The 21,963-nt window shown below is 73.4% G+C and carries 20 protein-coding genes; 10 read left to right on the top strand and 10 right to left on the bottom strand.

The annotated features are described in order from the left end of the window. Positions 1-26 precede the first annotated feature (26 nt). Genes BMY97_RS37045 through BMY97_RS37035 form a run of 3 tightly spaced genes read left to right on the top strand, consistent with a single transcriptional unit; the run spans position 27 to position 3,285 of the window. Positions 27-1,145: a precorrin-3B synthase gene (locus BMY97_RS37045; protein WP_091626797.1), complete on the top strand. Its 1,119-nt coding sequence runs from the start codon at positions 27-29 to the stop codon at positions 1,143-1,145. Continuing rightward, on the top strand, positions 1,142-1,765 hold the full coding sequence (locus tag BMY97_RS37040) for a precorrin-8X methylmutase (protein WP_091626795.1): 624 nt from the start codon (positions 1,142-1,144) through the stop codon (positions 1,763-1,765). Before BMY97_RS37045 ends, BMY97_RS37040 begins: the two co-directional genes overlap by 4 nt. Then, on the top strand, positions 1,762-3,285 hold the full coding sequence (locus tag BMY97_RS37035) for a precorrin-2 C(20)-methyltransferase (protein ID WP_091626791.1): 1,524 nt from the start codon (positions 1,762-1,764) through the stop codon (positions 3,283-3,285). The genes BMY97_RS37040 and BMY97_RS37035 overlap by 4 nt, the downstream gene beginning before the upstream one ends. 4 nt (positions 3,286-3,289) lie before the next feature. Here BMY97_RS37035 and BMY97_RS37030 read toward each other — a convergent pair whose 3' ends face one another. Genes BMY97_RS37030 through cbiE form a run of 6 tightly spaced genes read right to left on the bottom strand, consistent with a single transcriptional unit; the run spans position 3,290 to position 10,688 of the window. Then, positions 3,290-6,376 (bottom strand): arabinosyltransferase domain-containing protein, encoded by a 3,087-nt coding sequence (locus BMY97_RS37030; protein ID WP_091626788.1) that lies wholly within the window; start codon positions 6,374-6,376, stop codon positions 3,290-3,292. Positions 6,377-6,408: 32 nt separating this feature from the next. Then, positions 6,409-7,065, bottom strand: coding sequence for a 5,6-dimethylbenzimidazole synthase (bluB, locus tag BMY97_RS37025; RefSeq protein WP_091626784.1), 657 nt, complete (start codon positions 7,063-7,065; stop codon positions 6,409-6,411). Beyond that, the gene (locus BMY97_RS37020) at positions 7,062-7,790 is read right to left on the bottom strand and encodes a cobalt-precorrin-6A reductase (RefSeq protein ID WP_091626781.1); all 729 of its coding nucleotides are present in this window, start codon (positions 7,788-7,790) and stop codon (positions 7,062-7,064) included. The genes bluB and BMY97_RS37020 overlap by 4 nt, the downstream gene beginning before the upstream one ends. Beyond that, positions 7,787-8,788: a Gfo/Idh/MocA family protein gene (locus BMY97_RS37015; RefSeq protein ID WP_091626778.1), complete on the bottom strand. Its 1,002-nt coding sequence runs from the start codon at positions 8,786-8,788 to the stop codon at positions 7,787-7,789. Before BMY97_RS37015 ends, BMY97_RS37020 begins: the two co-directional genes overlap by 4 nt. Next, positions 8,785-9,546, bottom strand: a complete 762-nt coding sequence (gene cobM, locus BMY97_RS37010; RefSeq protein WP_091626774.1) for a precorrin-4 C(11)-methyltransferase — start codon at positions 9,544-9,546, stop codon at positions 8,785-8,787. Before cobM ends, BMY97_RS37015 begins: the two co-directional genes overlap by 4 nt. Further along, positions 9,543-10,688 (bottom strand): precorrin-6y C5,15-methyltransferase (decarboxylating) subunit CbiE, encoded by a 1,146-nt coding sequence (gene cbiE, locus BMY97_RS37005; RefSeq protein WP_218156961.1) that lies wholly within the window; start codon positions 10,686-10,688, stop codon positions 9,543-9,545. The genes cobM and cbiE overlap by 4 nt, the downstream gene beginning before the upstream one ends. A 200-nt stretch (positions 10,689-10,888) precedes the next feature. Between cbiE and BMY97_RS37000 the strand changes: the two genes are divergently transcribed. The 4 genes from BMY97_RS37000 to cobC are packed head-to-tail and all read left to right on the top strand — an operon-like array spanning position 10,889 to position 15,894. Next, positions 10,889-12,865 carry a putative cobaltochelatase gene (locus BMY97_RS37000; protein WP_091626887.1) on the top strand — a complete coding sequence of 659 codons (1,977 nt, stop codon included), beginning with the start codon at positions 10,889-10,891 and terminating at the stop codon, positions 12,863-12,865. Beyond that, positions 12,865-13,479 (top strand): cob(I)yrinic acid a,c-diamide adenosyltransferase, encoded by a 615-nt coding sequence (cobO, locus tag BMY97_RS36995; protein ID WP_091626771.1) that lies wholly within the window; start codon positions 12,865-12,867, stop codon positions 13,477-13,479. Before BMY97_RS37000 ends, cobO begins: the two co-directional genes overlap by 1 nt. Continuing rightward, positions 13,473-14,825, top strand: coding sequence for a cobyrinic acid a,c-diamide synthase CobB (locus BMY97_RS36990; RefSeq protein WP_091626769.1), 1,353 nt, complete (start codon positions 13,473-13,475; stop codon positions 14,823-14,825). Before cobO ends, BMY97_RS36990 begins: the two co-directional genes overlap by 7 nt. Continuing rightward, positions 14,818-15,894, top strand: coding sequence for an Rv2231c family histidinol phosphate aminotransferase CobC (gene cobC, locus BMY97_RS36985; protein WP_091626766.1), 1,077 nt, complete (start codon positions 14,818-14,820; stop codon positions 15,892-15,894). Before BMY97_RS36990 ends, cobC begins: the two co-directional genes overlap by 8 nt. Before the next feature lies 1 nt (position 15,895). On the opposite strand, the gene BMY97_RS36980 is transcribed toward cobC, so the two are convergent. Then, positions 15,896-16,717: a helix-turn-helix domain-containing protein gene (locus tag BMY97_RS36980; protein ID WP_218156960.1), complete on the bottom strand. Its 822-nt coding sequence runs from the start codon at positions 16,715-16,717 to the stop codon at positions 15,896-15,898. Positions 16,718-16,790: 73 nt separating this feature from the next. Here BMY97_RS36980 and BMY97_RS36975 point away from each other — a divergent pair, with 73 nt between their 5' ends. The 3 genes from BMY97_RS36975 to BMY97_RS36965 all read left to right on the top strand — a co-directional run bounded on the left by BMY97_RS36975 (position 16,791) and on the right by BMY97_RS36965 (position 19,405). Next, on the top strand, positions 16,791-17,573 hold the full coding sequence (locus BMY97_RS36975; RefSeq protein WP_091626764.1) for an alpha/beta fold hydrolase: 783 nt from the start codon (positions 16,791-16,793) through the stop codon (positions 17,571-17,573). 79 nt (positions 17,574-17,652) lie between these two features. Next, positions 17,653-18,456: an SDR family oxidoreductase gene (locus BMY97_RS36970; RefSeq protein ID WP_091626761.1), complete on the top strand. Its 804-nt coding sequence runs from the start codon at positions 17,653-17,655 to the stop codon at positions 18,454-18,456. 58 nt (positions 18,457-18,514) lie between these two features. Next, complete coding sequence (locus BMY97_RS36965) at positions 18,515-19,405, top strand: helix-turn-helix transcriptional regulator (protein ID WP_091626759.1); 891 nt, start codon at positions 18,515-18,517, stop codon at positions 19,403-19,405. 88 nt (positions 19,406-19,493) lie between these two features. Here BMY97_RS36965 and BMY97_RS36960 read toward each other — a convergent pair whose 3' ends face one another. From BMY97_RS36960 to BMY97_RS36950, 3 genes are read right to left on the bottom strand one after another with little or no spacing between them, the layout of a single operon-like run. Continuing rightward, positions 19,494-20,273, bottom strand: a complete 780-nt coding sequence (locus BMY97_RS36960) for an adenosylcobinamide-GDP ribazoletransferase (RefSeq protein WP_091626756.1) — start codon at positions 20,271-20,273, stop codon at positions 19,494-19,496. Further along, positions 20,270-21,289 (bottom strand): nicotinate-nucleotide--dimethylbenzimidazole phosphoribosyltransferase, encoded by a 1,020-nt coding sequence (cobT, locus tag BMY97_RS36955; RefSeq protein WP_245787693.1) that lies wholly within the window; start codon positions 21,287-21,289, stop codon positions 20,270-20,272. Before cobT ends, BMY97_RS36960 begins: the two co-directional genes overlap by 4 nt. A gap of 10 nt (positions 21,290-21,299) precedes the next feature. Further along, positions 21,300-21,944, bottom strand: coding sequence for a bifunctional adenosylcobinamide kinase/adenosylcobinamide-phosphate guanylyltransferase (locus BMY97_RS36950; protein ID WP_091626751.1), 645 nt, complete (start codon positions 21,942-21,944; stop codon positions 21,300-21,302). Positions 21,945-21,963 lie beyond the last annotated feature (19 nt).

Raw genomic sequence — 21,963 nt, 5'->3', positions numbered from 1 at the left:
ATCATTCGCCAGCTACAGTGAGCGTCATGTCCAGCCCCGCCCGCGTGCGCGCCGACGCGTGCCCCGGTGTTTTCGCCACGCACGACGCGGCGGACGGCCCGCTGGCCCGCGTCCGGCTGCCGGGCGGCGCCGTCTCCGCGGAGCGGCTTCGCGCGCTCGCCGCGTGCGCCGAAGACCTCGGCGACGGCGACGTCCACCTCACCTCTCGCGGCAACGTCCAGCTTCGCGGCGTCACGCGTCCGGGGCTGGCGAAGCGGCTGACAGCGGCCGGATTGCTGCCCTCGCCTTCGCACGAGCGCGTCCGCAACGTCCTGGCGTCGCCGCTCAGCGGGATCCACGGCGGGATCGCCGACGTCCGCGGGCTGGCGCAGGCGCTGGACGTCGAGCTGTGCGCGCGGCCCGCGCTCGCCGAGTTGCCGGGGCGGTTCCTGTTCGCCTTCGACGACGGCCGTGGTGACGTCGCCGGCGAAGGCGCCGATGTCTGCTGGCGCGCTGTGACGCCTTCGCTCGGCACGGTCCTGCTCGCCGGCGCGGACACCGGCTGGCTCGTTCCACTGGCCGACGCCGTTGACGCGCTGCTCGCCGTGGCGACCGCGTTCGCCGAAGCGCGGGGGACGGCCTGGCGGATCGCCGAGCTGGCCGACCCGATCGCGTTGCTGCCCGCCGGACCACGCGAGAAGCCGGTCGAACGGCCGGTGCGAGTGGATCCCACGATGGGCCGGTTCGGTGCGGCGATCGGTGTCGCGCCCCGGTTCGGGCAGCTCACGGCCGCGCAGGTGCGAGTGCTCGCCGATGTCGCCGCGTCCGCCGTGGTGACGCCGTGGCGTTCGGTGGTGCTGCCCGGCGCGACCGACGCCGGCCGGTTGAGTGCTGCGGGGCTGAGCACCGACCCGGCCGCGCTGGAGATCACCGCGTGCATCGGACGGCCGGGGTGCGCGAAGTCGCTCGCCGACGTCCGTGCCGACGCCGCGCAGTTGGTGCCCGGCGGTGTCCGCGCGCACGTCGCCGGCTGCGCCCGCCGCTGCGGCCGCCCGGCCGGGGCCCACCTGGACGTGGTCGCCGAGGGCGGCGGCTACCGTGTCGACGGGCGGTGGACCCCGGTGTCCCGCCTGGCGGAAGCGTTGGTTGGAAAGGAAAACTCGTGATCGACTACCTGCGGGACGGGGCCGAGATCTACCGGCACTCGTTCGCCACGATCCGCGAAGAGGCGGACCTGGCGATCCTGCCCGAGGACGTGGCCGGCGTCGCGGTGCGGATGATCCACTCCTGCGGCATGGTCGACCTCGTCGACGACCTGCGCTACAGCCTGGACGTGGTCGAGTCCGGCCGCGCGGCGCTGGAGGCGGGCGCGCCGGTGCTGTGCGACGCGAAGATGATCGCGAGCGGCATCACGCGCAAGCGGCTGCCGGCGGCGAACGAGATCGTCTGCACGCTGGACGATCCGAGCGTGCCGGGCCTGGCCGAGCGGATGGGCACGACCCGCTCGGCCGCGGCGCTGGAGCTGTGGCGGGACCGGCTGCCGGGCTCGGTGGTCGCGATCGGCAACGCGCCCACCGCGCTGTTCCGGCTGCTGGAGCTGCTGGACGAGGGCGTCGGCGCGCCGGCCGCGATCATCGGCGTGCCGGTGGGCTTCGTCGGCGCGGCGGAGTCCAAAGTGGAGCTGGCCAAGGCCTCGCCCGCGCCGTACCTGGTGGTGCACGGGCGTCGCGGCGGGAGCGCGATGGCGGTCGCGGCCGTCAACGCGCTCGCGAGCGTGGCCGAATGAAGCCCGGGAAGCTGTACGGCGTCGGCCTCGGGCCCGGCGACCCCGAACTCATGACGGTCAAGGCGGCCCGGCTGATCGGCGAGGCCGGCGTGATCGCGTACCACAGCGCGCGGCACGGCCGGAGCATCGCGCGCTCCGTGGCCGCCCCGTACCTGCGGGAAGGGCAGCTGGAGGAGCCGCTGGTCTACCCGGTCACCACGGAGACCACCGACCACCCCGGCGGCTACGAGGGCGCGATCGCGGACTTCTACGAGCTGAGCGCCAAAAAGCTCGCCGAGCACCTCGACGCCGGGCGTGACGTCGTCGTGCTGTGCGAAGGCGACCCGTTTTTCTACGGCTCCTACATGTACATGCACGAACGGCTTTCCGGGCGCTACACCGCGGAGGTGGTGCCCGGGGTGACGTCGGTGAGCGCGGCGTCCTCGGTGCTCGGCCGCCCGCTGGTGCAGCGCGACGAGGTGTTCACGGTGCTGCCCGGCACGCTGCCCGCGCCGGAGCTGGCGCGCCGGCTGGCCGACACGGAGTCCGCGGCCGTGCTGAAGCTGGGCCGCACGTTCGGTTCGGTGCGCGAGGCGTTCGCGGAGGCGGGCAAGCTGGACGACGCGTGGTACGTCGAGCGCGCGACCTGGGGCGAGCAGCGGGTGCTGCCGCTCGCGGACGTCGACCCGTCCTCGGTTCCGTACTTCTCGTTGGCACTGCTGCCAAGCCCGGCGTATGCGTCCCGTGTGGACGGTGCGGCCGCCGCTGCCGTCGCCGGTTCGACGCCGGCCGCTGAGGGTGGCGAAGTCGTGGTCGTCGGCCTCGGCCCGGCGGGCCCGGAGTGGCTGACGCCGGAGGCTTCGGCGGAGCTGGCGGCGGCGGACCACGTGGTGGGCTACGGGCCGTACGTCGCGCGCGTGCCGCAGCGCGCGGGGCAGCAACGGCATCCGTCGGGCAACCGGGTCGAGGCGGACCGCGCGGCCGACGCGCTGGAACTGGCGCGCGCGGGGGCGCGGGTGGCCGTCGTTTCCTCCGGTGACCCCGGCGTGTTCGCGATGGCTTCCGCGGTGCTGGAGCAGGTTTCGGCGGGCCGCGGCGCCGGCGTTCGAGTGCGCGTGGTGCCCGGCGTGACGGCCGCGCAGGCCGCCGCCGCCCGCGTCGGCGCGCCGCTGGGCCACGACTACTGCGTGCTTTCGCTCTCGGACCGGCTGAAACCGTGGGAGATCATCGAACGCCGGCTCGACGCCGCGGGCGCGGCGGATCTGGTGCTGGCGCTGTACAACCCGGCGTCGCGCACGCGCGTGACGCAGCTGGCGTCGGCTCAGGAGGTGCTGCTGCGCCACCGCGCCCCGGCCACCCCGCTCGTGGTGGCCCGCGACGTGGGCGGGCCGGAGGAGGACATCCGCGTCACCACGCTCGGCGGGCTGGACCCGTCCACTGTGGACATGCGGTGCCTGCTGATCGTGGGCTCGTCGCAGACCCGCGTCGAGGCCGGTCCCGGCGGCGCGGCGATCGTGTGGACGCCGCGCAGCTACGGCTGAGCGCTCAGCGGGTCGGGTCCTTGCCGTTGGGCTGCTTGGGACCCGGCCCGGGCGACCACCAGCCCCAGACGGTCTTCGTGCCCCGGTGGATGGTCGGCGCGATGCCCTCGGTGAAGGGCTCCACCTGCAGCAGCTGGCCCCACGACTGGCTGGGCTGGCCGAGCAGGTAGCTGGGCACCTCCGGCTCGTCGGCCAGCTCCTCCAGCCAGCCGTTCGGGCCGCCGTTGGTGCTGGACGCCCAGTCGGCCTCGTCGGCGAGGCTGCCCGCGGTGATGCGGTAGTCCGGCACCTGCGAGACGCCGTCGTGCGAAGTGACCGGGCTCGCGCACGGGTAGACGAACGACGCGGGCCAGTCGATGTACACGGACTTGCCCGCGAGCTTGTCGGTGAGGGTGGTGAACGTCGGCACGCGCGGGGCGGACGCGGCGATCCAGCCGTCCTCGGTCAGGTCGTTGTCGACGATGTTGATCCGCACCGCGTTCGTCTCCGGCGGCAGGTCGCGCAGGTTGATCCGGGTGTCGCCCCAGCCGCCGGTGCCCGCGCCCGGCGGCAGCACGAACTGGCTGCGCAGGATCTTCACCCCGGCCGGGGTGTTCACGCCGTAGTCGAGGCTCACCGACGTCGGACGGCGCGCCTGGCCCGCGGTGGCGACGACGATCTGGCCGTCCGCGGGCTTTTCCGTGAGCGCGTACCAGTCGCTGCGCAGCCGGCCCGCGCGCGTCTGCGGGTCGAGGTAGCTGCTCCACATCGGCACCTGCGCCGGGGCGAAGCCGTGCGGCGGCTCGGCGAGCGGGTCCTTGTCGTCGATCGGGCGGGTGTGGAAACCGGTCTGCACCCGGCCGTTGTCGAGGTCCGGGTTGGGCAGCGGCGAGGTCTCCTCCGGCTTCACCGGCACGGTCCGCTGCTCGGCCTGCGCGTGCAGGATGCTCTTCGCCGGGTCTCGCTCCACCATCACGTGATCGGAGAGGTTGCAGCTCTTGCCGAACAGGTGCCCGATGTTCGCCGCGCCCAGGCTGTAGCTGCCGGACTGGGTGTGGATCGCCATCGCCATCGTGTAGAACTCGCCGACGGCCGCCAGCCCGCACACCACCACCAGCGACAGCGAGCCCAGCCGCAGCGAACGGCTGCGGCCCTCCTGCGACGCCGCCGCCGCGCCCGGCCGGTTCGCGCGGATGTTCTCCACGAACGCGTAGATCCCCGCGATCGCGGCCGCCACCAGCAGGATGGTGGACAGCGAAATGCCGCCGAGCGAGGGCGCCACGTTGGTCCACGGCACGCCGAGGCGTGAGACGAACCAGTACGTGTTCGGCCCCGTCGCGGCGAGCGCGCCGACCACCAGCAGCCCGGCCAGGAATGCCGCGCGGTTGCGGTTCGAGCGCAGCACCGTCGAGCTGGTGGCCAGCGCGGTCAACGCCGCCATCGCGGCGCCGACCGCGGCGAACGCGCCGAAGTGGTGGGTCCACTTCGTCGGCGTCAGGGCGAGCAGCAGGAAGAACAGCGCGACGGTGCCGATCAGCCGGCGGCTCGGGCCGAGCGCGGCGCCCGGGATGCGGCCGCGGCGCAGCAGCACGACCAGGCAGGTTCCGGTGCACAGCAACACGAGCAGCACCGGGAAACGGCGTGGCGCGGAGCCGTCCGGCAGGTTTTCGAACAGCAGCTGGTAGCGCACCAGCTCTTGGAACCACGACAGGTTCGGGCCCACCGCGGTGCGGATGCGCGTGGCCTCCTGCACGGTGGCGAACGTCTGGTCGGCGAACACCACCACCAGCACCAGCAGGCCCGCGGCCGCGATCGGCGCGAGGATCGGCAGCCAGCCGTTCGTCGCGCGCTGCCGGACCAGCTTGAACAGCGGGCGCGCGGCGACCAGGAACGGGGCCACGGCGATCAGCCCGGTCGGCGTCGCGGCCAGGGTGAACGCGGCGGCGGTCAGGCCGAGGCACAACGGCAGCAGCCGCCGGGTGACCAGCGCGCGCTCCACCGCGCAGATCGCGAGCAGGGAACCCAGCGCCGCCACCGGTTCCGGCCGGACGCCGTTGTTGTACGGCATCCACCAGACCAGGAACACCGCCGCCGCGGCCCAGCCCGCCGCCCGGCTGCCGCGCACCTGCGGGCCCAGCCGCGGCATCACCTCGCGGCTGATCAGCAGCCAGCTGATCACGCCGATCAGGTAGGACGGCAGCCGGATCCACGGCGGCACCACGCTGACGTGCGCCATCAGCTCGTACACGTGGTAGAACCAGCCGAACGGCGCCTCCGCGACGCCGAACCAGCGGTGGTAGTTGGTCAGGAAGCCGGTCTGCTCGGTGACTCTGGCCATGGTCAGGATGTAGCCGTCGTCCGAGGTCACCGGCCCGATGAAGACCCACGCGCCGAGCGCGAGGATCACCGTCGCGTCGCGCCCGGTGAGCCGCCACCAGCCGACCGGCGCCCAGCGGGGCGCGCGCCGCGCGAAGCCGGAGTCCATCCGCCACACCACGATCAGGCAGCCGATGAAGGCCAGCAGGGCCAGGATCCCGACGCCGAGCTTCAGCGGCGTCGGCGAGGTCTGGTAGCGCGTGTCCGGGACGACCGTCACGTGCAGGCCCGCGATCGGGTCGCGCGCGGAGTTGATCGAGGAGTAGATGCCGACCACCCGCGGCCGGACGTCGCCGGTCGTGTGGAACACCGTGGTCCCGGCGACCGAGAGCGTCATCTGCGAAGCGTCCGAGCTGAGCTTCACCGCGCAGCCCTCCTGCGGCAGCGGCTGCTGCACGAGCTGCTGGCCCTGGCTGGACGCGAGCAGGACCCCGTTGTCGACGCGCAGCTGGAGGCCCACACCCTTGCCCGCGCGCGGGTCCGTGCGGCCGTCCGGGACGGTCGCGACCAGCAGCGCGGGGCCGTTCGTGCGCGCGTCCAGGGAGCGGATGGCCGGGCACGGCAGCTCGGCTTCGAGGTCCTGGGCCCAGTAACCGGTCAAGGGCGCGTTCAGGGAACGGGTGTCGGTGCCGGTGGGCCACGAGAACTCCGCGGTGTCCTGCACGACCGGCAGGAAGGGGAAAGCCAGGGCGCAAAGAGCCGAAAGCAACCCCAGCGCTACGGCAATCGGACGCATCGGCGGAGGCTAACGCGTGTGATCGACCTCAGTTACGCAGACCCTGGCGAACGTGGGGCCGAAGCGTCTTGCCAGCGTTCGTGGTGCACGGCGTCGGCCAACGGGGTGCGTTGGCGCCAGCCGTGTCGTTCCAGGTCCGGGACCTCGGCCAGCGCGGTGACCGGCCCGGCGCACAGCCAGGCCACCGGCCGGATGCCGGCCGGGATGCCCAGCAGCTCGGCGAGGAACGGTTCGCGGTAGAAGCTGACCCAGCCGACGCCGAGGCCCTCCGCCGTCGCGGCCAGCCACAGGTTCTGGATCGCCAGGCAGGCCGAGTACAGCCCGGCGTCGGCGATCGCGTGCCGGCCGAGGACCGCGGGCGCGCCGCGTCCGGCGTCGTAGGTCACCACGATGCCGACGCTGGACTCGAGGATGCCTTCGATCTTGATGCGGGAGAAGGTGTCCGCGCGCTCGCCGTCGAGCGAAGCGGCGAAGACGTCACGCTCTTCGCGGACGTGCTTCGCGAACGTTTCGCGGGTGCCGGGATCACGGACCAGGACGAAGTCCCACGGCTGGCTCAGTCCGACGCTCGGGGCGGCGTGCGCGGCTTCGAGCACCCGCGTGAGCACGGCGTCGTCGATCGGCTCGCCGGTGAACTCGCCGCGGACGTCGCGGCGGCTGTGCAGGACGCGGTAGAACTCTTCGATCATCGGTGCAGCACCCATTCCACGGCTTCGGTGACGTCCGCCGCCACAGTGGTGGCCGGTCGGGGCGGGCGGCGCACGACGACCACCGGCACGCCCAGCTCACGCGCGGCGGTCAGCTTCGCGGCGGTCATCTCGCCGCCGCTGTCCTTCGTGACGAGCAGATCGATGCGGTGCTCCGTGATCAGCGCGCGTTCACTGTCCACTTCGTACGGTCCGCGGTCGAGCAGCACCTCGCGGTGCGGCGGCAGCGGCGGCTCCGGCGGGTCGACGCAGCGGATCAGGAACCACAGCTCGTCGAGGCTCGCGAACGCCGCCAGGCCCTGACGGCCGCTGGTCAAGAACACTCGCCGGCCGAGTCCGGGCAGTAGCGTGGCGGCCTCGGCCAGATCGTGGGCCCAGTGCCAGTGGTCGTCTTCCCCCTGCTGCCAACCGGGCCGTTCGAGGCGCAGCAGCGGGACGCCGGTCTGCTCCGCCGCGGCGAAGGCGTTGGCGCCGATGCGTTCAGCGAAGGGGTGCGTTGCGTCTACAACGGCCTGTACGTCGTGCTCGCGCAGCCACGCGGCGAGGCCGTCGACACCACCGAAGCCGCCGACACGCACTTCGCCGACTGGCAGCCGCGGACGCGCGACGCGGCCGGCCAACGACGAGACGACGTGAAAGTCCCAGCCGTGCAACTCGGCCGCGAGAGCGCGTGCTTCCGCTGTGCCGCCCAGGACGAGGACGCTCATCCGCCGTAACCGACGGCCGAGCGCCAGCGGTCGAGCGTGCGCATGTTCGCCAGCGTTTCCGCCCAGGTCAGCTCGGGCGCCTGCCGGTCGGCCACATGCGCGGCGACGTGGTCGGCCTCGCGGGTGAACAGGCCCTGCGTCGCCTCGATCTCGATCACCTCGGGCTCGCCGCCGGTGGGGGTCAGCACGATCGACGAAGTGCCCGGCGGGCGCATTTCGTGGATCCACGCGGGTTTCGGCACGTACAGCTGCCCGGCGCTGCCGTAGACGCGGATGTGGTCGTCCTGCGCCAGCCGGTAACCGCAGGACAGCTGCGCGATGATGCCGCCGGGCAGCCGGAACAGGCCCATCGCGTACTCGTCGACCCCGCGTTCGGACAGCCGCGCCATGCCGGTGACGGTGGTGGGTTCGACCACCGCCTCGCCGGTCGCGGCCTGCGCGACCAGCCGGGCCAGCGACGTGCAGTAGCAGCCGACGTCGAGGATCCCGCCGCCGCCGAGCGCGGGATCGCCCAGGCGCTCGGTCTCGTAGTCGTAGCTGAACGCCACGTCGACGGCCCGGACCTCGCCGATCGCGCCGCAGGAGATCAGCTCGGCCAGCCGCCGCGTCTGCGGGTGCAGCCGGTACATGAACGCCTCCATGAGGAAGACGTCGTTGCGGCGTGCGGCATCGATGACCTTCTCGGCCTCGGGCGCGGTGACCGTGAGCGGCTTCTCGCACAGCACGTGCTTTCCGGCCTCGGCGGCGCGGATCGCCCACTCGGCGTGCATCGGGTGCGGCGTCGCGATGTACACGGCGTCGATGTCCGGGTCGGCGAGGAGGTCTTCGTAACCGCCGTACGCCTTCGGGATCTCGAAGCGTGTCGCGAATTCGCGCGCCCGCGAAGCCGAGCGCGCGGCGACAGCGCCGAGGACGCCGTGCCGGCTTTGCTCGACGCCGGCCGCGAATTCGGCGGCGATGGTCCCGGCGGCCAGCAGGCCCCAGCGCAGGTTGGTCACAACGACTCCGGTTGGCTCGCGCGGTCACGGGTGCTCGAATACAGGAAGCTGTCGGGGAAGCCCTCGGCCGCGAGCACCCGGCCGACGAAGATGGTGGCCGCGCGCGTCAGCCCGGCCGCCCGGGCCTGCGCGGCGATGTCGGCGAGCGTGCCGCGCACCACCGTCTCGCCCGGCTGGCTGGCCAGCGCGACGATCGCCGCCGGGCAGTCCGCGCCGTAGAACCCGGCCAGCTCGGCGGCCACCCGCTCGACGTGGTTGATCGCCAGGTGCAACGCGAGCGTGGCGCCGCTGCGGGCGAAGTTCGCCAGCGTCTCGCCGCCGGGCATGGCGGTGGACCGCGCCTGCGCCCGCGTGATCACCAGGCTCTGGCCGATCTCCGGCACCGTCAGCTCGCGGCGGAGCACGGCGGCCGAGGCGGCGAAGGCGGGCACGCCGGGGACCACGTCGTACGGCACGCCGGCCAGATCGAGGCGCCGCATCTGCTCCGCGACCGCGCTGTAGAGCGAAGGATCGCCCGAACAGAGGCGGGCGACGTCGTGGCCCGCGCGGTGCGCGTCGACGAGCTTCCCCGCGATTTCGTCGAGACTCAGGCCTGCGGTGTCCACGCGCTCCGCGTCCGGAGGGCAGTACGCCAGCAGGTCGGTCGGCGTCATGCTGCCGGGGTAGAGGCAGACGCCGCAGCGCGCGAGCGTGTCGCGGCCGCGGACGGTGATCAGGTCCGCCGCGCCGGGGCCCGCGCCGATGAAGTAGACGGTCATTTCCCGTTCTCCTGGTTGTGCCAAGACCACTGGGTGACGGTGCGCGAAGGGGTCCAGCCGGTGAACCCGCCGAGCGGCTTCGCGTGTTCGACGGTGATCCGTTGCAGCTCACCGCCGTGCTCGGTGTACGCATGGGCCAGCACCTGCTCGGCTTCGAGCGTCACGCCGTGCGCGACGATCCGCGCGCCGGTGCCGAGGCATGCGTCGAGCAGCCCGGGGACGGTGAGGCCGCCGCCGATGAACACGGCGTCGGGCTCGGGCAGTCCGGCGAGCACGTCGGGGGCGGGGCCGGTGACCACGCGCAGTTCGGGCACCCCGAGCGTGTCCGCGTTGCGCGCGATGCGTTCGGCCCGCGCCGGGTCGCGCTCGATCGCGATGGCGCGGTTCAACGGGTGCGCGCGGGACCATTCGACGCCGATGCTGCCCGCGCCCGCGCCGACGTCCCAGAGCAGCTCGCCGGGGCTCGGCGCGAGGCAGGCGAGGGCGGACGCGCGGAGGTCGCGTTTGGTGAGCTGGCCGTCGTGCTCGAAGGCGTCGTCGGGCAGGCCGGTGAGGGGCAGCGCGGGGCCGGCGCATTCGAGGGCGAACACGGTGAGGGGACCGGGGTTGTGCGTCCAGCCGCCGGTGATTTGTTCGGTTTCGGCGCCCAGGTTTTCCAGCGCGGTCAGCGTGGTGCCGCCGTAACCGCGGGCCTTCAGCAGTTCGCGCAGGTCGGCGGCGTTCGCGCCGAGCACGAGCACTTTTCGTCGCGGTGCCAGCGCGCGGGCGACGCGCTGTACCGCGCGGCCGACCACGGTGACCACTTCGGTCTCTTCGGCGGACCAGCCGAGCCGGGCCCGCGCCAGCGTGACGCTGGACAGCGCGGGCAAGACCTCGATGTCGTGACCGCGGTCCCGCAGGGTGGTGCCGATGCCCGACAGCAGGGGGTCACCGCTGGCCAGGACGCAGATCCGCTGGCCGGAGTGCTCGGCGAGGACGTCGTCGAGCGCGGGCAGCAGCGGGCTGGGCCACGGCCGGGCGCGGACCTCGTCCGGCAGCGAGGCCAGCTGCCTCGGCGCGCCCAGCACGACGTCGGCCGCGAGCACTCTGTCGCGTGCCGCGTCCGAGAGTCCCGACCAGCCGTCAGCCCCAATGCCGACCACCGTCAGGCGTGCTGTGCTGCCCAGGGGCCGAGCCCCCGGACCCCACGCCGGGGGCACGCCCCCGGACCCCCCGCCGGTCACGTCGGGTGTCGCCCTCGCCTCGGCGGGTCGGTGTGACCTTTCTCCGCGCACATCGGCTCACGCTAGACGACCGGTTTCCTGTGCGATGATCGGCCGGACGCCGACCACGAGGAGTGCTGTTGAAGCCGTACCCGTTCACCGCCGTCGTCGGGATGCCGGACCTGCGCCTGGCGCTGGTGTTGTCCTCGATCTCGCCTGCTGTGGGCGGGGTGCTCGTGCGGGGCGAGAAGGGCACGGCGAAGTCGACGATGGTGCGGGCGCTCGCGGGCCTGCTGCCGGGCGTCGAGGTGGTGGACGGCTGCCGTTTCTCGTGTGACCCGGCCGCGCCGGACCCGCTGTGCCCGGACGGCACGCACGCGGCCGGTGCGGCGGCGCACCAGCGGCCCGCGCGGCTGGTGGAGCTGCCCGTCGGCGCGGCCGAGGACCGGGTGGTGGGCTCGCTGAACCTGGAGAAGGCGCTGGCCGAGGGCGTCACGGACTACCAGCCGGGCCTGCTCGCCGCCGCGCACCGCGGCCTGCTGTACGTGGACGAGGTCAACCTCCTGCACGACCACCTGGTGGACACGCTGCTCGACGCCGCCGCGATGGGGCGCGCGACCGTGGAACGCGAGGGCGTGTCCGTCTCGCACGCCGCGCGGTTCGTGCTGATCGGCACGATGAACCCGGAGGAGGGCGAGCTGCGGCCGCAGCTGCTGGACCGGTTCGGGCTGACCGTCGAGGTCGCGTCCAGCCGGGACCCGGAGCAACGCGTCGAGGTCGTCCGACGCCGTCTCGCCTATGAAGCGGATCCGGACGGCTTCGCGGCGGGCTACGCGGACGAAGACGCTTCGCTGGCCGCGGACATCGAAGCGGCACAACGGCTTCTGCCCGCTGTGAAGCTGCCTGACGACGCGCTGCGGCAGATCGCCGAGGTGTGCGCGTCGTTCGAGGTGGACGGCATGCGGGCCGACATCGTCACGGCGCGCACGGCCGTCGCGCACGCCGCCTGGGCCGGCCGCGACGAGGTGACCACCGACGACATCCGGGTCGCCGCGCGGCTCGCGCTGCCCCACCGCCGGCGGCGCAACCCGTTCGACGCGCCGGGGATTTCCGAGGAGCAGCTGGAGCAGGCGCTGGAAGACGCGCAGCCGCCGGCCGGTCCGGACAACGACGGCCCCGGTGACGGCCCCGACGACGGTCCCGGCTCGGGTTCGGCGCCGCCCGCGGAGGCAGACCAGGCGCCCGGCGACGGCGCTCGGCAACCCCAGTCCCAGCCGGGAAACGATTCCGGCAAACAGAAGACGGTCGGCGCCGGGGACACGTTCCGGGCCCGCGTGTTCCGCGTCAAGGGCACCGGCGAGGGCGAGCGCGGCCGCCGGTCGCGGGCGATCACGGACAGCGGGCGCACGATCGGCGTCCAGCCGCCGAGTGTGCGCGAAGGACGGCCGCACCTCGTGGCGACCGTGCGCGCGGCGGCGCCGTATCAGCGTTCGCGAGGCCGCAGCGGCCCCGGACTGAAGGTGCGTACGCAGGACTTGCGTTTCGCGTTGCGCGAAGGGCGCGAAGGAAACCTCGTGCTCTTCTGCGTCGACGCGTCCGGCTCGATGGGCGCGCGGACGCGGATGCGCGAAGTGAAGACAGCGGTCCTGTCATTGCTGATGGACGCTTACCAACGGCGTGACAAGGTCGGCTTGGTGACGTTCCGTGGCGACTCGGCCGAACTCGCGCTGCCGCCGACGATCAGCGTCGATGCCGCCGCGTCCCGGCTCGAAGGACTTCCGACGGGTGGCCGCACGCCGCTCGCCGAGGGACTGCTGGAGGCCGCGCGGGTACTGAAGGTGGAGGCGATCCGCGATCCGCGCCGTCGTCCGCTGCTGGTCGTGGTCACGGACGGGCGGGCGACGAGCGGGGCGGACGCCGTCGCGCGCTCGCAGGCCGCCGCCGGGCTGCTCGCGGGCGTCACCGCGATCGTGATGGACTGCGAGAGCGGGCGGATGCGCCTCGGGCTCGCCGGGGAGCTGGCCGGGCACCTCGGGGCCGAGCACGTGCCGCTGGCGGACGTCGCCGCGGAGTCGCTCGCCTCGGCGGTGCGGGCGCGAACCGGGAGGGCTGCCTGATGCCACAAGGGAAACCCGCCGTCGTCCCGCAGGACGGGCTCACCACGCGCCAGCGCCGCAACCGGCCGCTACTCGTCGTGCACACCGGCGAGATGAAGGGCAAGTCGACCGCCGCGTTCGGCATGGCCTTGCGCGCGTGGAACCAGGGCTGGTCGATCGGGGTGTTCCAGTTCGTGAAGTCGGCGAAGTGGCGGGTCGGCGAGGAAGCCGCGTTCCGCGCCCTCGGGAAGCTGCACGACGAGACCGGCGAGGGCGGCGCGGTCGAATGGCACAAGATGGGCGAGGGCTGGAGCTGGACGCGCAAGTCCGGCACCGAGGAGGACCACGCGGCCAACGGGCGCGAGGGCTGGGCGGAGATCAAGCGCTGCCTGGCCGCGGAGAAGTACGACTTCTACGTGCTCGACGAGTTCAGCTACCTGCTCAAGTGGGGCTGGCTCGAGGTCGGCGACGTGGTGTCTGCTTTGGTCTCCCGGCCCGGGCACCAGCACGTGGTGATCACCGGCCGGTCCGCCCCGCCCGAGCTGATCGAGGCCGCGGACCTGGTGACCGAGATGACGAAGGTCAAGCACCCGATGGACGCCGGGCAGAAGGGGCAGCGGGGGATCGAGTGGTAGCGCGGGTGGTCATCGCCGCGCCCGGCTCCGGGCACGGCAAGACCACCGTCGCGGCCGGGCTGATGGCGGCCCTGCGCGCGGCCGGGCACCGGGTGTCCGGGCACAAGGTGGGCCCGGACTTCATCGACCCGGGTTACCACGCGCTCGCGACCGGCCGCCCGGCCCGCAACCTCGACCCGTTCCTGCAGGGCGACGAGCGGCTGGTTCCCTTGCTGCGCCACGGTTCCGCGGGGGCGGACATCGCCGTGATCGAGGGGGTGATGGGCCTGTTCGACGGCGCGCTCGGCACGGAGGGCTACGCCTCGACGGCCCACGTCGCGCGGCTGCTGGACGCGCCCGTGGTGCTGGTCGTCGACGCTTCGGCCGCTTCGCGCAGTGTCGCGGCGACCGTGCTGGGCTTCGCGAGCTATGACACCCGCGTGCGGCTCGCCGGCGTGATCCTGAACAAGCTGGGCTCGCAGCGGCACGAGGACGAGATCGCCTCCGCGCTGGAGGCGACCGGCGTCCCCCTGCTGGGTGCCTTGCGGCGTAACGAGAACGTGCACGCGCCGAGCCGGCACCTCGGGCTCGTCCCGGCCGCCGAGCGTGCGGCGGACTCACAGCGGGTGCTGCCGGAGCTGGCGGACTGGGTTGCGGGCGGGGTGGACCTGGCGGCGGTGGTCCGGGTCGCGCGCAGCGCACCGCGGCTCTCCGGTCCGATGTGGACTCCCTCGGGCTCCGAGGAGGGGCCGCGTGCGGTGGTGGCGGCGGCCGCCGGGCCCGCGTTCACCTTCCGCTACACGGAGAACGTCGAGCTGCTCGCGGCGTCGGGCGTCGACGTGGTGGACGTGGACCCGTTGCGGGACAAGGCTTTGCCGGACGGGTGCGCCGGGCTGTACTTCGGCGGCGGCTTCCCGGAAGTGCACGCGGCCGAGCTGTCGGCGAACCGGGAGCTGCGCGAACAGGTCGCCGCCGCGATCGCGCGCGGGATGCCGGTGAGCGCGGAGTGCGCGGGACTGCTGTACCTGTGCGAGTCCCTCGACGGCCTGCCGATGGTCGGCGCCCTGCCCGCGACGGCCGTGATGACCAAGCGCGGCAAGCTCGGCTACCGGACCGCAGTGTCCCTTTCGGACAATGTGGTGGCCCCGGCGGGCGCGCGGGTCACCGGCCACGAGTTCCACCGCACCGAGGTGACCCCCGGCCACGGCGCCACCCCGGCGTGGGGCTGGGACCGCCTGCGGGACGGGTTCGCCTCGGACTCCTTGCACGCTTCGTACCTGCATGTGCATTGGGCCGGGTACCCGGAGCTGGCGCGGCGGTTCGCCGCGCGGGTGCGCGCATTCGCGACGGTGGCTTCCGGTGGGTGAATACGACCTGCACCACCACGGCGACCGCGAGGTCGAGCCGGGTTTGGCGGACCTCGCGGTGAACGTCCGGCTGCCCCGGCCGCCGGAGTGGCTGCGGCGCGAACTGGCGTCGGCGCTGGACACGCTGGCCGCGTACCCGGACCCGACGGCGGCCGCCGAGGCAGTGGCCGGACGGCACGGGCGCGCGGTCGCGGAGGTGCTGGTGACGGCCGGCGCGGCGGAAGCGTTCACCTTGCTGGCTTCCGCTCTGCGGCCGGAGCACGCGGTGGTCGTCCACCCGCAGTTCACCGAACCGGAGGCGGCCCTGCGCGCGGCGGGGCACGAGGTCTCGCGCGTCGTGCTGTCCACTTCGGACGGTTTCACGCTGCGCCCCGAGCAGGTCCCCGCGTCGGCCGACCTGGTGTACGTGGGCAACCCGACGAATCCGACGTCCGTGCTGCATCCCGCGTCGACGCTGCGCGCGCTGACCCGGCCGGGCCGGCTGCTGGTGGTGGACGAGGCGTTCCTCGACGCTGTCCCGGGCGAGACGGAGAGCCTGGCGGGGGAGCCGTTGCCCGGCGTCGTCGTGCTGCGGAGCCTGACCAAGACGTGGGGACTGGCGGGCCTGCGCGCGGGTTACCTGCTCGGCCCGCCGGACGTCGTGGCGCGGCTGCGCGCGGTCCAGCCACCGTGGTCGGTGTCCACTTTGGCCGGTGTCGCCACGGTCGCCTGCTGCCGTCCGGCCGCGGTGGAGGAGGCGGAGAAACTGGCCGTCGCCGCGGAATCCGACCGGGAGTACCTGGTGTCCGGCCTCGCCGCGCTGGGGTTCACGACACCGGGCCTCGCTGCATCGGACCTCACCGCACCGGGTCTCGCCGCGCTGGGCCCGGCCGTCCTGGGCGACCCGCGGGGCCCCTTCGTCCTGGTGCGCCACCCCGACCCGTCCTTGCGCGCCCGCCTGCGCGACGCCGGTTACGCGGTCCGCCGCGGTGACACCTTCCCCGGCCTGGGGCCGGAGCACTTCCGGCTGGCCGTCCGCGCGCCTGAGGTGACCGACGGGTTCCTGGCCGCGCTGGCTCGGCTGCTCTGAGCTAGCCACGGTTCGCTGTCTGCCACGCGCCCGGGCGCAACCCGACCTCGCGAAGGAAAAACGCCGAGAAGTTCGAGGCATCGGGAAAGCCCAGCCGGTGCCCGCAGCGGGCCGGGCTCAGGCGGTCGTGCACGAGCAGCCGCTTGGCCTCGAGGACGAGCCGTTCGCTCAGATAGTCCTTGGCGCCTCGGCCGGTGGCCGCGTGGACGCTGCGTGAGAGCGTCCGCGAGGAGTAGCCGAGCCTGCTCCCGTAGTGGCCGACGTCGTGATGAGCGCGGAATTCCTCCTCCACGGCGTCGCGGAAGCGGCGGAAGATGTCGTTCCGGGGCTTGTCGGCGCCGGACGGCGGGGCCGCGCGAAGCACCAGCGCGGACAGCAGCAGGCCGAGGAGTTCCCCGGTCCGGCCGTCGGGCTTTGCGCCGGCCTCGACGCGCAGATGACCGAGCGCGGCCGTGATCAGCGGCCACTCCGGATCGCCGGCGAGCCAGCAGGCCGAAGTGCCCGACGCGGCGGCCAGGTCACGGCTGGCGGCGGTGAGCGGTGCGGTCGGCACGAACAGGACCAGCTCGCCCGACACCGTGCCGAGCCGGTCCCAGCGGTGCACCACGCCGGGCCGGATCCACACCACGGTCCGCGCCGCCAGCGAGTGCTCGGAGAAGTCGATCGACACCCGGCCCTGTCCACGGCGGACCACCGCGAGCACGTGGAAGTCACCGCGTTGCGTCGAGCCGGTGTCGAGGTGGCGCAGCCTCGAGAACGACATCGTCTCGACCGGGGAGACCGTGTCCGGAGGCTGATAGGCGAGCTGTCTGATCGCGGTCACGTGTCCATTTTTCACCATCACCGGTCCGGCCGCGACGATGCCTTCGCCCGGCCTGATCGGTTGACTGGAAACCATGAGAGATCAGGGAGCAGCCATACCCGCTTACGACCACCGCACCGGGCGCGCGCCGACGTTGGTATTTCTTCACTATTGGGGCGGCTCGGCGCGCACCTGGCAGCCGGTGCTAGACCGGCTTCCGGGGCGCGCCACGCTCACGATCGAGGCCCGCGGATGGGGACGCTCGCGCCGGCTGCCCGGCCCGTACACCTTGCGGCAGCTCGCCCAGGACACCCACGACATCGTCGCCGACGCCGGGCTCGGCGACTACGTCCTGGTGGGCCATTCCATGGGCGGAAAGGTGGCTCAGCTCGTCGCCGCCACCCGGCCGGCCGGGCTCACCGGGCTCGTGCTCGTCGCGCCCGGCCCCGCGCGGCCCGCGGCCTTCGTCACCCCCGAGTACCGGCAAACGTTGGCCCAGGCCTACGAAACCGACGAAACCGCGGCCGCCGCCCGCGACACCGTCCTCACCGCCACCCCGCTCGACGAGGACCTCAAGAACCAGGTCGTGGCCGACTCCCGGGCCAGTGCCCCCGAGGCCCGGCTCGAATGGCCACTGCGCGGCATCGCCGAGGACATCACCCGCGAGGCACGGGGCATCGAGGTCGCCGCCCTCGTGCTCGCCGGTGGGCTCGATCGCGTCGAACCACCCGAGGTGCTTCGCGACAACCTGGTGCCCTACTTGGGAAACGCCGAGTTCCGGGTCATCCCCGGCAGCGGTCACCTGGTGCCGCTGGAAGCACCGGCCGAACTCGCGGGGATCCTCCGGGAGTTCGGGGGGCTCTCGCGGTACCTGTGACACCAGGGCCTCCCGGGCGTCCGGGGCGCCTGCCAGATTGGTGGAGTCAGTGCTTCCACGACATAAGGAACGAAAACCCATGGCGGACAGCCGGTTCACCACTCACCCGGACCTTTTCGATCTGAGCGGGAAGTACGCACTCGTCACTGGCGGCACCAGGGGCATCGGCGTGATGATGGCGCGCGGCCTGCTGCAGGCGGGCGCCCGCGTCGTCATCAGTTCACGCAATGCGGACGCGTGCGCGGAGGCACAGCAGCTGCTTTCCGAATTCGGCGACGTTCAAGCAATTCCCGCCGACCTGTCCAGGCATGACGAGTGCCGGCGCCTCGCTGATCTTGTCCAGGCCGATTCGGAACGCCTGGACATCCTCGTCAACAACGCGGGGTCGATGTGGCGCGAGCCGCTGGAGACCTTCCCGGACGAGGCCTGGGACTCAGTGCTCGACCTCAACCTCAAGGCGCCGTTCTGGCTGGTGCAGGCGCTGCTGCCGGCCCTTCGCCGGGCGGGCGCCGCCGACGATCCCGCGCGGATCATCAACGTCGGCAGCATCGCCGCCGTCCACGTCGCCGAGTCGCCCAACTACTCGTACGCCAGCAGCAAAGCGGGACTCCATCAGCTCACCAGGGTGCTCGCCAGGGAGCTGGGCCCACAGCACGTCACGGTGAACGCGGTCGCCCCGGGACCGTTCCCGTCGCAGATGATGGCGGCCACGCTCGATGCCATCGGCGACACGATCGCGGCGAAGGCCCCGCTGCGCCGGCTCGGCCGCGACGACGACATGGCCGGTATCGCCGTGTTCCTCGCCAGCCGGGCCAGTTCCTACCTCACCGGCACCATCATCCCGGTCGACGGCGGCATCGCCACGACCGCGACGGGCACCTAGGCGTCGGGGGTACCGGCAGTACCTCCCTTCGCCTGCGGACGGGGCCTACGGTGAGGGGGTGGCCATGATCGATCCGAGCACCGAGATCAAGGAATTCCTGAGCTCGCGTCGCGCGCGGCTCGCGCCCGAGCGGGCCGGGCTGCCCGCGTACGGCGGCAACCGCCGGGTCAAAGGCCTGCGTCGCGAGGAGGTGGCTCTGCTGGCCGGGGTATCGGTCGACTACTACGTGCGGATGGAGCGCGGCGGCCTGGCCGGCGCCTCCGACGGGGTGCTCGAGGGGTTGGCCTCGGCCTTGCAACTTGACGAGGCCGAGCGCGATCACCTGTTCCACCTTGCGCGGCAGTCCCGGGCGCCCGGCGGTCCACGCCGCCCGCGACCCGCCGTGACGGTGCGCCCGGCGCTTCAGCGGGTGCTCGACGCCATCACCGATGCGCCGGCGTGGATTTGCAACGCCCGTTACGACGTGCTGGCCACGAATCACCTTGCCCGCGCGCTGTATTCACCGGTGCTGGCCGACCCCCGACGGCCGGCGAACACCGCGCGGTTCGTGTATCTGGATCCCGAAGCGGCGAAAACGTTCTTCGTCGACTACGACCGGATCGCCGGCGATCTGGCCGCGAAGCTGCGCATGGAAGCCGGCCGCAATCCGCACGACGAGGAGCTGATCGCCCTGGCCGGTGAGTTGTCGGCCCGCAGCGAACTGTTCCGGCAGCGGTGGGCATCTCGGGACGTCCGGCTCCACCGGTCCGGCCGCAAGCGTTTGCGCCATCCGGTCGTGGGCCGGCTCGACCTGGACGTCGAGTCGATGGAGCTGCCTGCCGAACCCCGCCTGCACCTGAACGTCTACACCGCGCCCGCCGGCACGGCGACCGCGGACGGCCTGGCCCTGCTGGCGTCGTGGGCGGCCGGCCGGGAGAAGCCGGCGACCGAGGTTCAAGCACTCGGCTGATCGCTCAGCCGCCCAGGCGTCCGGCAGTGGCCGGAAGCCCATGACGTCGCTCACCTGACTGCCCTTGCGGTACCAGGCCGGTGGCGGCTCAGGCGGCCAGCGCGAGCAACGCGGCGGCCACCGCGACCTCGACGCCCGCGCCGAGCACGTCGCCGGTGATACCGCCCAGCCGCCGGACACAACGGGTGAGCAGGGCGGCCGCCGCGGCGTATCCGGCGGCGACGGCCACCGGTCCGCGCCACCAGGCCGGGCCCGGGGCCGGCCCGGACAGGACCAGCCCGGCGAGCACCGCCGCGAGCAGCCCGGCCGCGACGGCGACGAGCACCGGCACCGAGCCCGCGACCGTCGCGCCCAAGCCCTCGGGCCGGGCCGACGGCACCCCTCGCGCACAGGACATCGAGAGGGTGCACCGTCCCACCAGCACCGCGATCACCACGGCGACCACCCCGTGTCCGGCCGCGACGGCGCCGGTCAGCGCGCCGACCTGGACCAGCAGGGTGAACACCAGCGTCGCGACGCCGGTGGGGCCGGAGTCGCCGCGTCGCATGACGTCGAGGGCCTTCGCGCGGTCGTAAGAGGCGCCCAGGCCGTCGGCGGTGTCGGCCAGACCGTCGAGGTGCAGGCCGCGGCTGCCCAGCGCCACGGCGCCCAGCGCGAGTGCCGCGACGGCCAGAGCGGGCAGGCCGAGTGCGTCGCCGCCCGCCACGACCAGGCCCGCCACCACCGCGAGCGGGACCGCGGCGATCGGGCCCAGCGCCATCGCGGCCCCGGCCACTCGCCGGTCGATGACTCGCGGGGCCGGCACGGGCACGGTCGTGAGGGTGCCGACGGCGAGGCGTACCGCGTCGCCGAACCGGCCGGGCGTCACGCCAGATCCGCCAGCAGGCCCATGTCCGCGATGATCGCCCGGGCCGCGCGCAGGGTCGGCACGGCCTGGACGGCGCCGCTGCCCTCGCCGAGGCGCAGGCCCAGGTCGAGGATCGGCGTGAGGCCCAAAGCCTTCAGCGCGTACGCCTGCGACGGCTCGGTCGAGCGGTGACCGGCGAGCCACCACTGCTCGGCGCCCGGCGCGAGGTCGCGCGCGACCAGGGCGGCCGCGCCCGAGAAGACGCCGTCGAGCAGGACCGGGATGCCGCGCGTCGAGGCCTCGACCAGGAAGCCCGCGGTGGCGGCCAGGCAGGCGCTGCCCAGCGCGGTCAGGCGGTCGAACGGATCCTCGACGCGGTCGGCGGAACGGGACAGCGCGGCCGAAACCGCGGCGGTCTTCACCGCCAGGCCGTCCTCGGAAACGCCGGTGCCGGTGCCGACGACCTCCGCCGCCGGCAGGCCCAGCGACGCCGCAACCACAGCCGCGCAGACGGCCGTGTTGCCGATGCCCATGTCGCCCGGGATCAGCAGGTCGGCGCCGTCCTCCTCGGCCGCGATCTCGCGGCCGGCGGTGAACGCGGCGAGCGCTTCGCCGGGGGCCAGCGCGTCCTCGACGTCGATCGAGCCCGAGCCGCGGCGGATCTTGTGCGCCGTGACCGCGGCCGGCACGTCCGAGCCGTCCCAGTCCACGGCGATGTCGGCGACCCGCACCCGCGCTCCGGCCTGTGCGGCGAGCACGTTCACCCCGCTGCGCCCGGCCAGGAACACCCGCACCATCGCCGCGGTCACCTCGCGCGGGTAGGCCGACAAGGCCGAAACCCCGTGGTCGCCCGCGAACACGACCACCCGCACGTCGTCCAGCGGGCGCGGCGGGACCACGCCGTGCGCGGCGCACAGCCAGGCCGCCAGCTCTTCCAGGCGGCCGAGCGCGCCGAGCGGCTTCACCAGGCCGTCGAGCCGCTCGTACGCGGCGGCCCGGGCGGTGGCGTCGGGCGCGGGGATGTCGAAGCGCGGCACGGTGTTCTCCTTACGGCAGGTCGAGCACCCGTCCCGCGACGACCAATGAAACCCGGTCGGACTCGGCGGACACCCGGTTGTTGAGTGCGCCCAGCACATCACGGAACAGCCGTCCGGACGACGTCGCGGGCACCACACCGCTGCCGACCTCGTTGCTGACCGCGACCACCGGCACCCGCGCCTGCGTCCACGCGGCCAGGAAGTCCTCCAGCCGGTCGTCGAGGCGGCGCTCCCAGCCGGGCTTCTGCCGCCACGCGCCGACCTCGTCGAGCACCCGGGAGAGCCAGGTGCCGAGGCAGTCGATCAGCAGCGGGCCGGTCGCCGTGCGCAGCACCGTGGCCAGGTCGGTGGTCTCCACCGTGGTCCAGTGCGCGGGACGGCGGGCCTGGTGCGCGGCGACGCGCGCGGCCCAGTCCGGGTCGTCCTCGCTCGGCGGCAGGCCGGGCGCGACGTAGACGAGGTGCGGGTGGTGCGCGACGAGCCGCTCCGCGTGCCGCGACTTCCCCGAGCGGACGCCGCCGAGGACCAGCACCTTGGCGTCGTCGCGGCGGTACCGGCGCAGGGCTCGCGCGAGAGTCTCGCAGTAGGTGGCTAGGCGGTGGGTCAGCCCCGCCGACGTGTTCTTCCCCGGGGAGGCGGCGTTGGGCACAGTCATACCCGGCATTGTCGTGCAC

This window comes from Amycolatopsis saalfeldensis (assembly GCF_900110575.1).
GTDB lineage: Bacteria > Actinomycetota > Actinomycetes > Mycobacteriales > Pseudonocardiaceae > Amycolatopsis > Amycolatopsis saalfeldensis.
The sequence above is the reverse complement of the archived record's forward strand: the minus strand, read 5'-3'. Positions and strand labels throughout refer to the sequence as shown.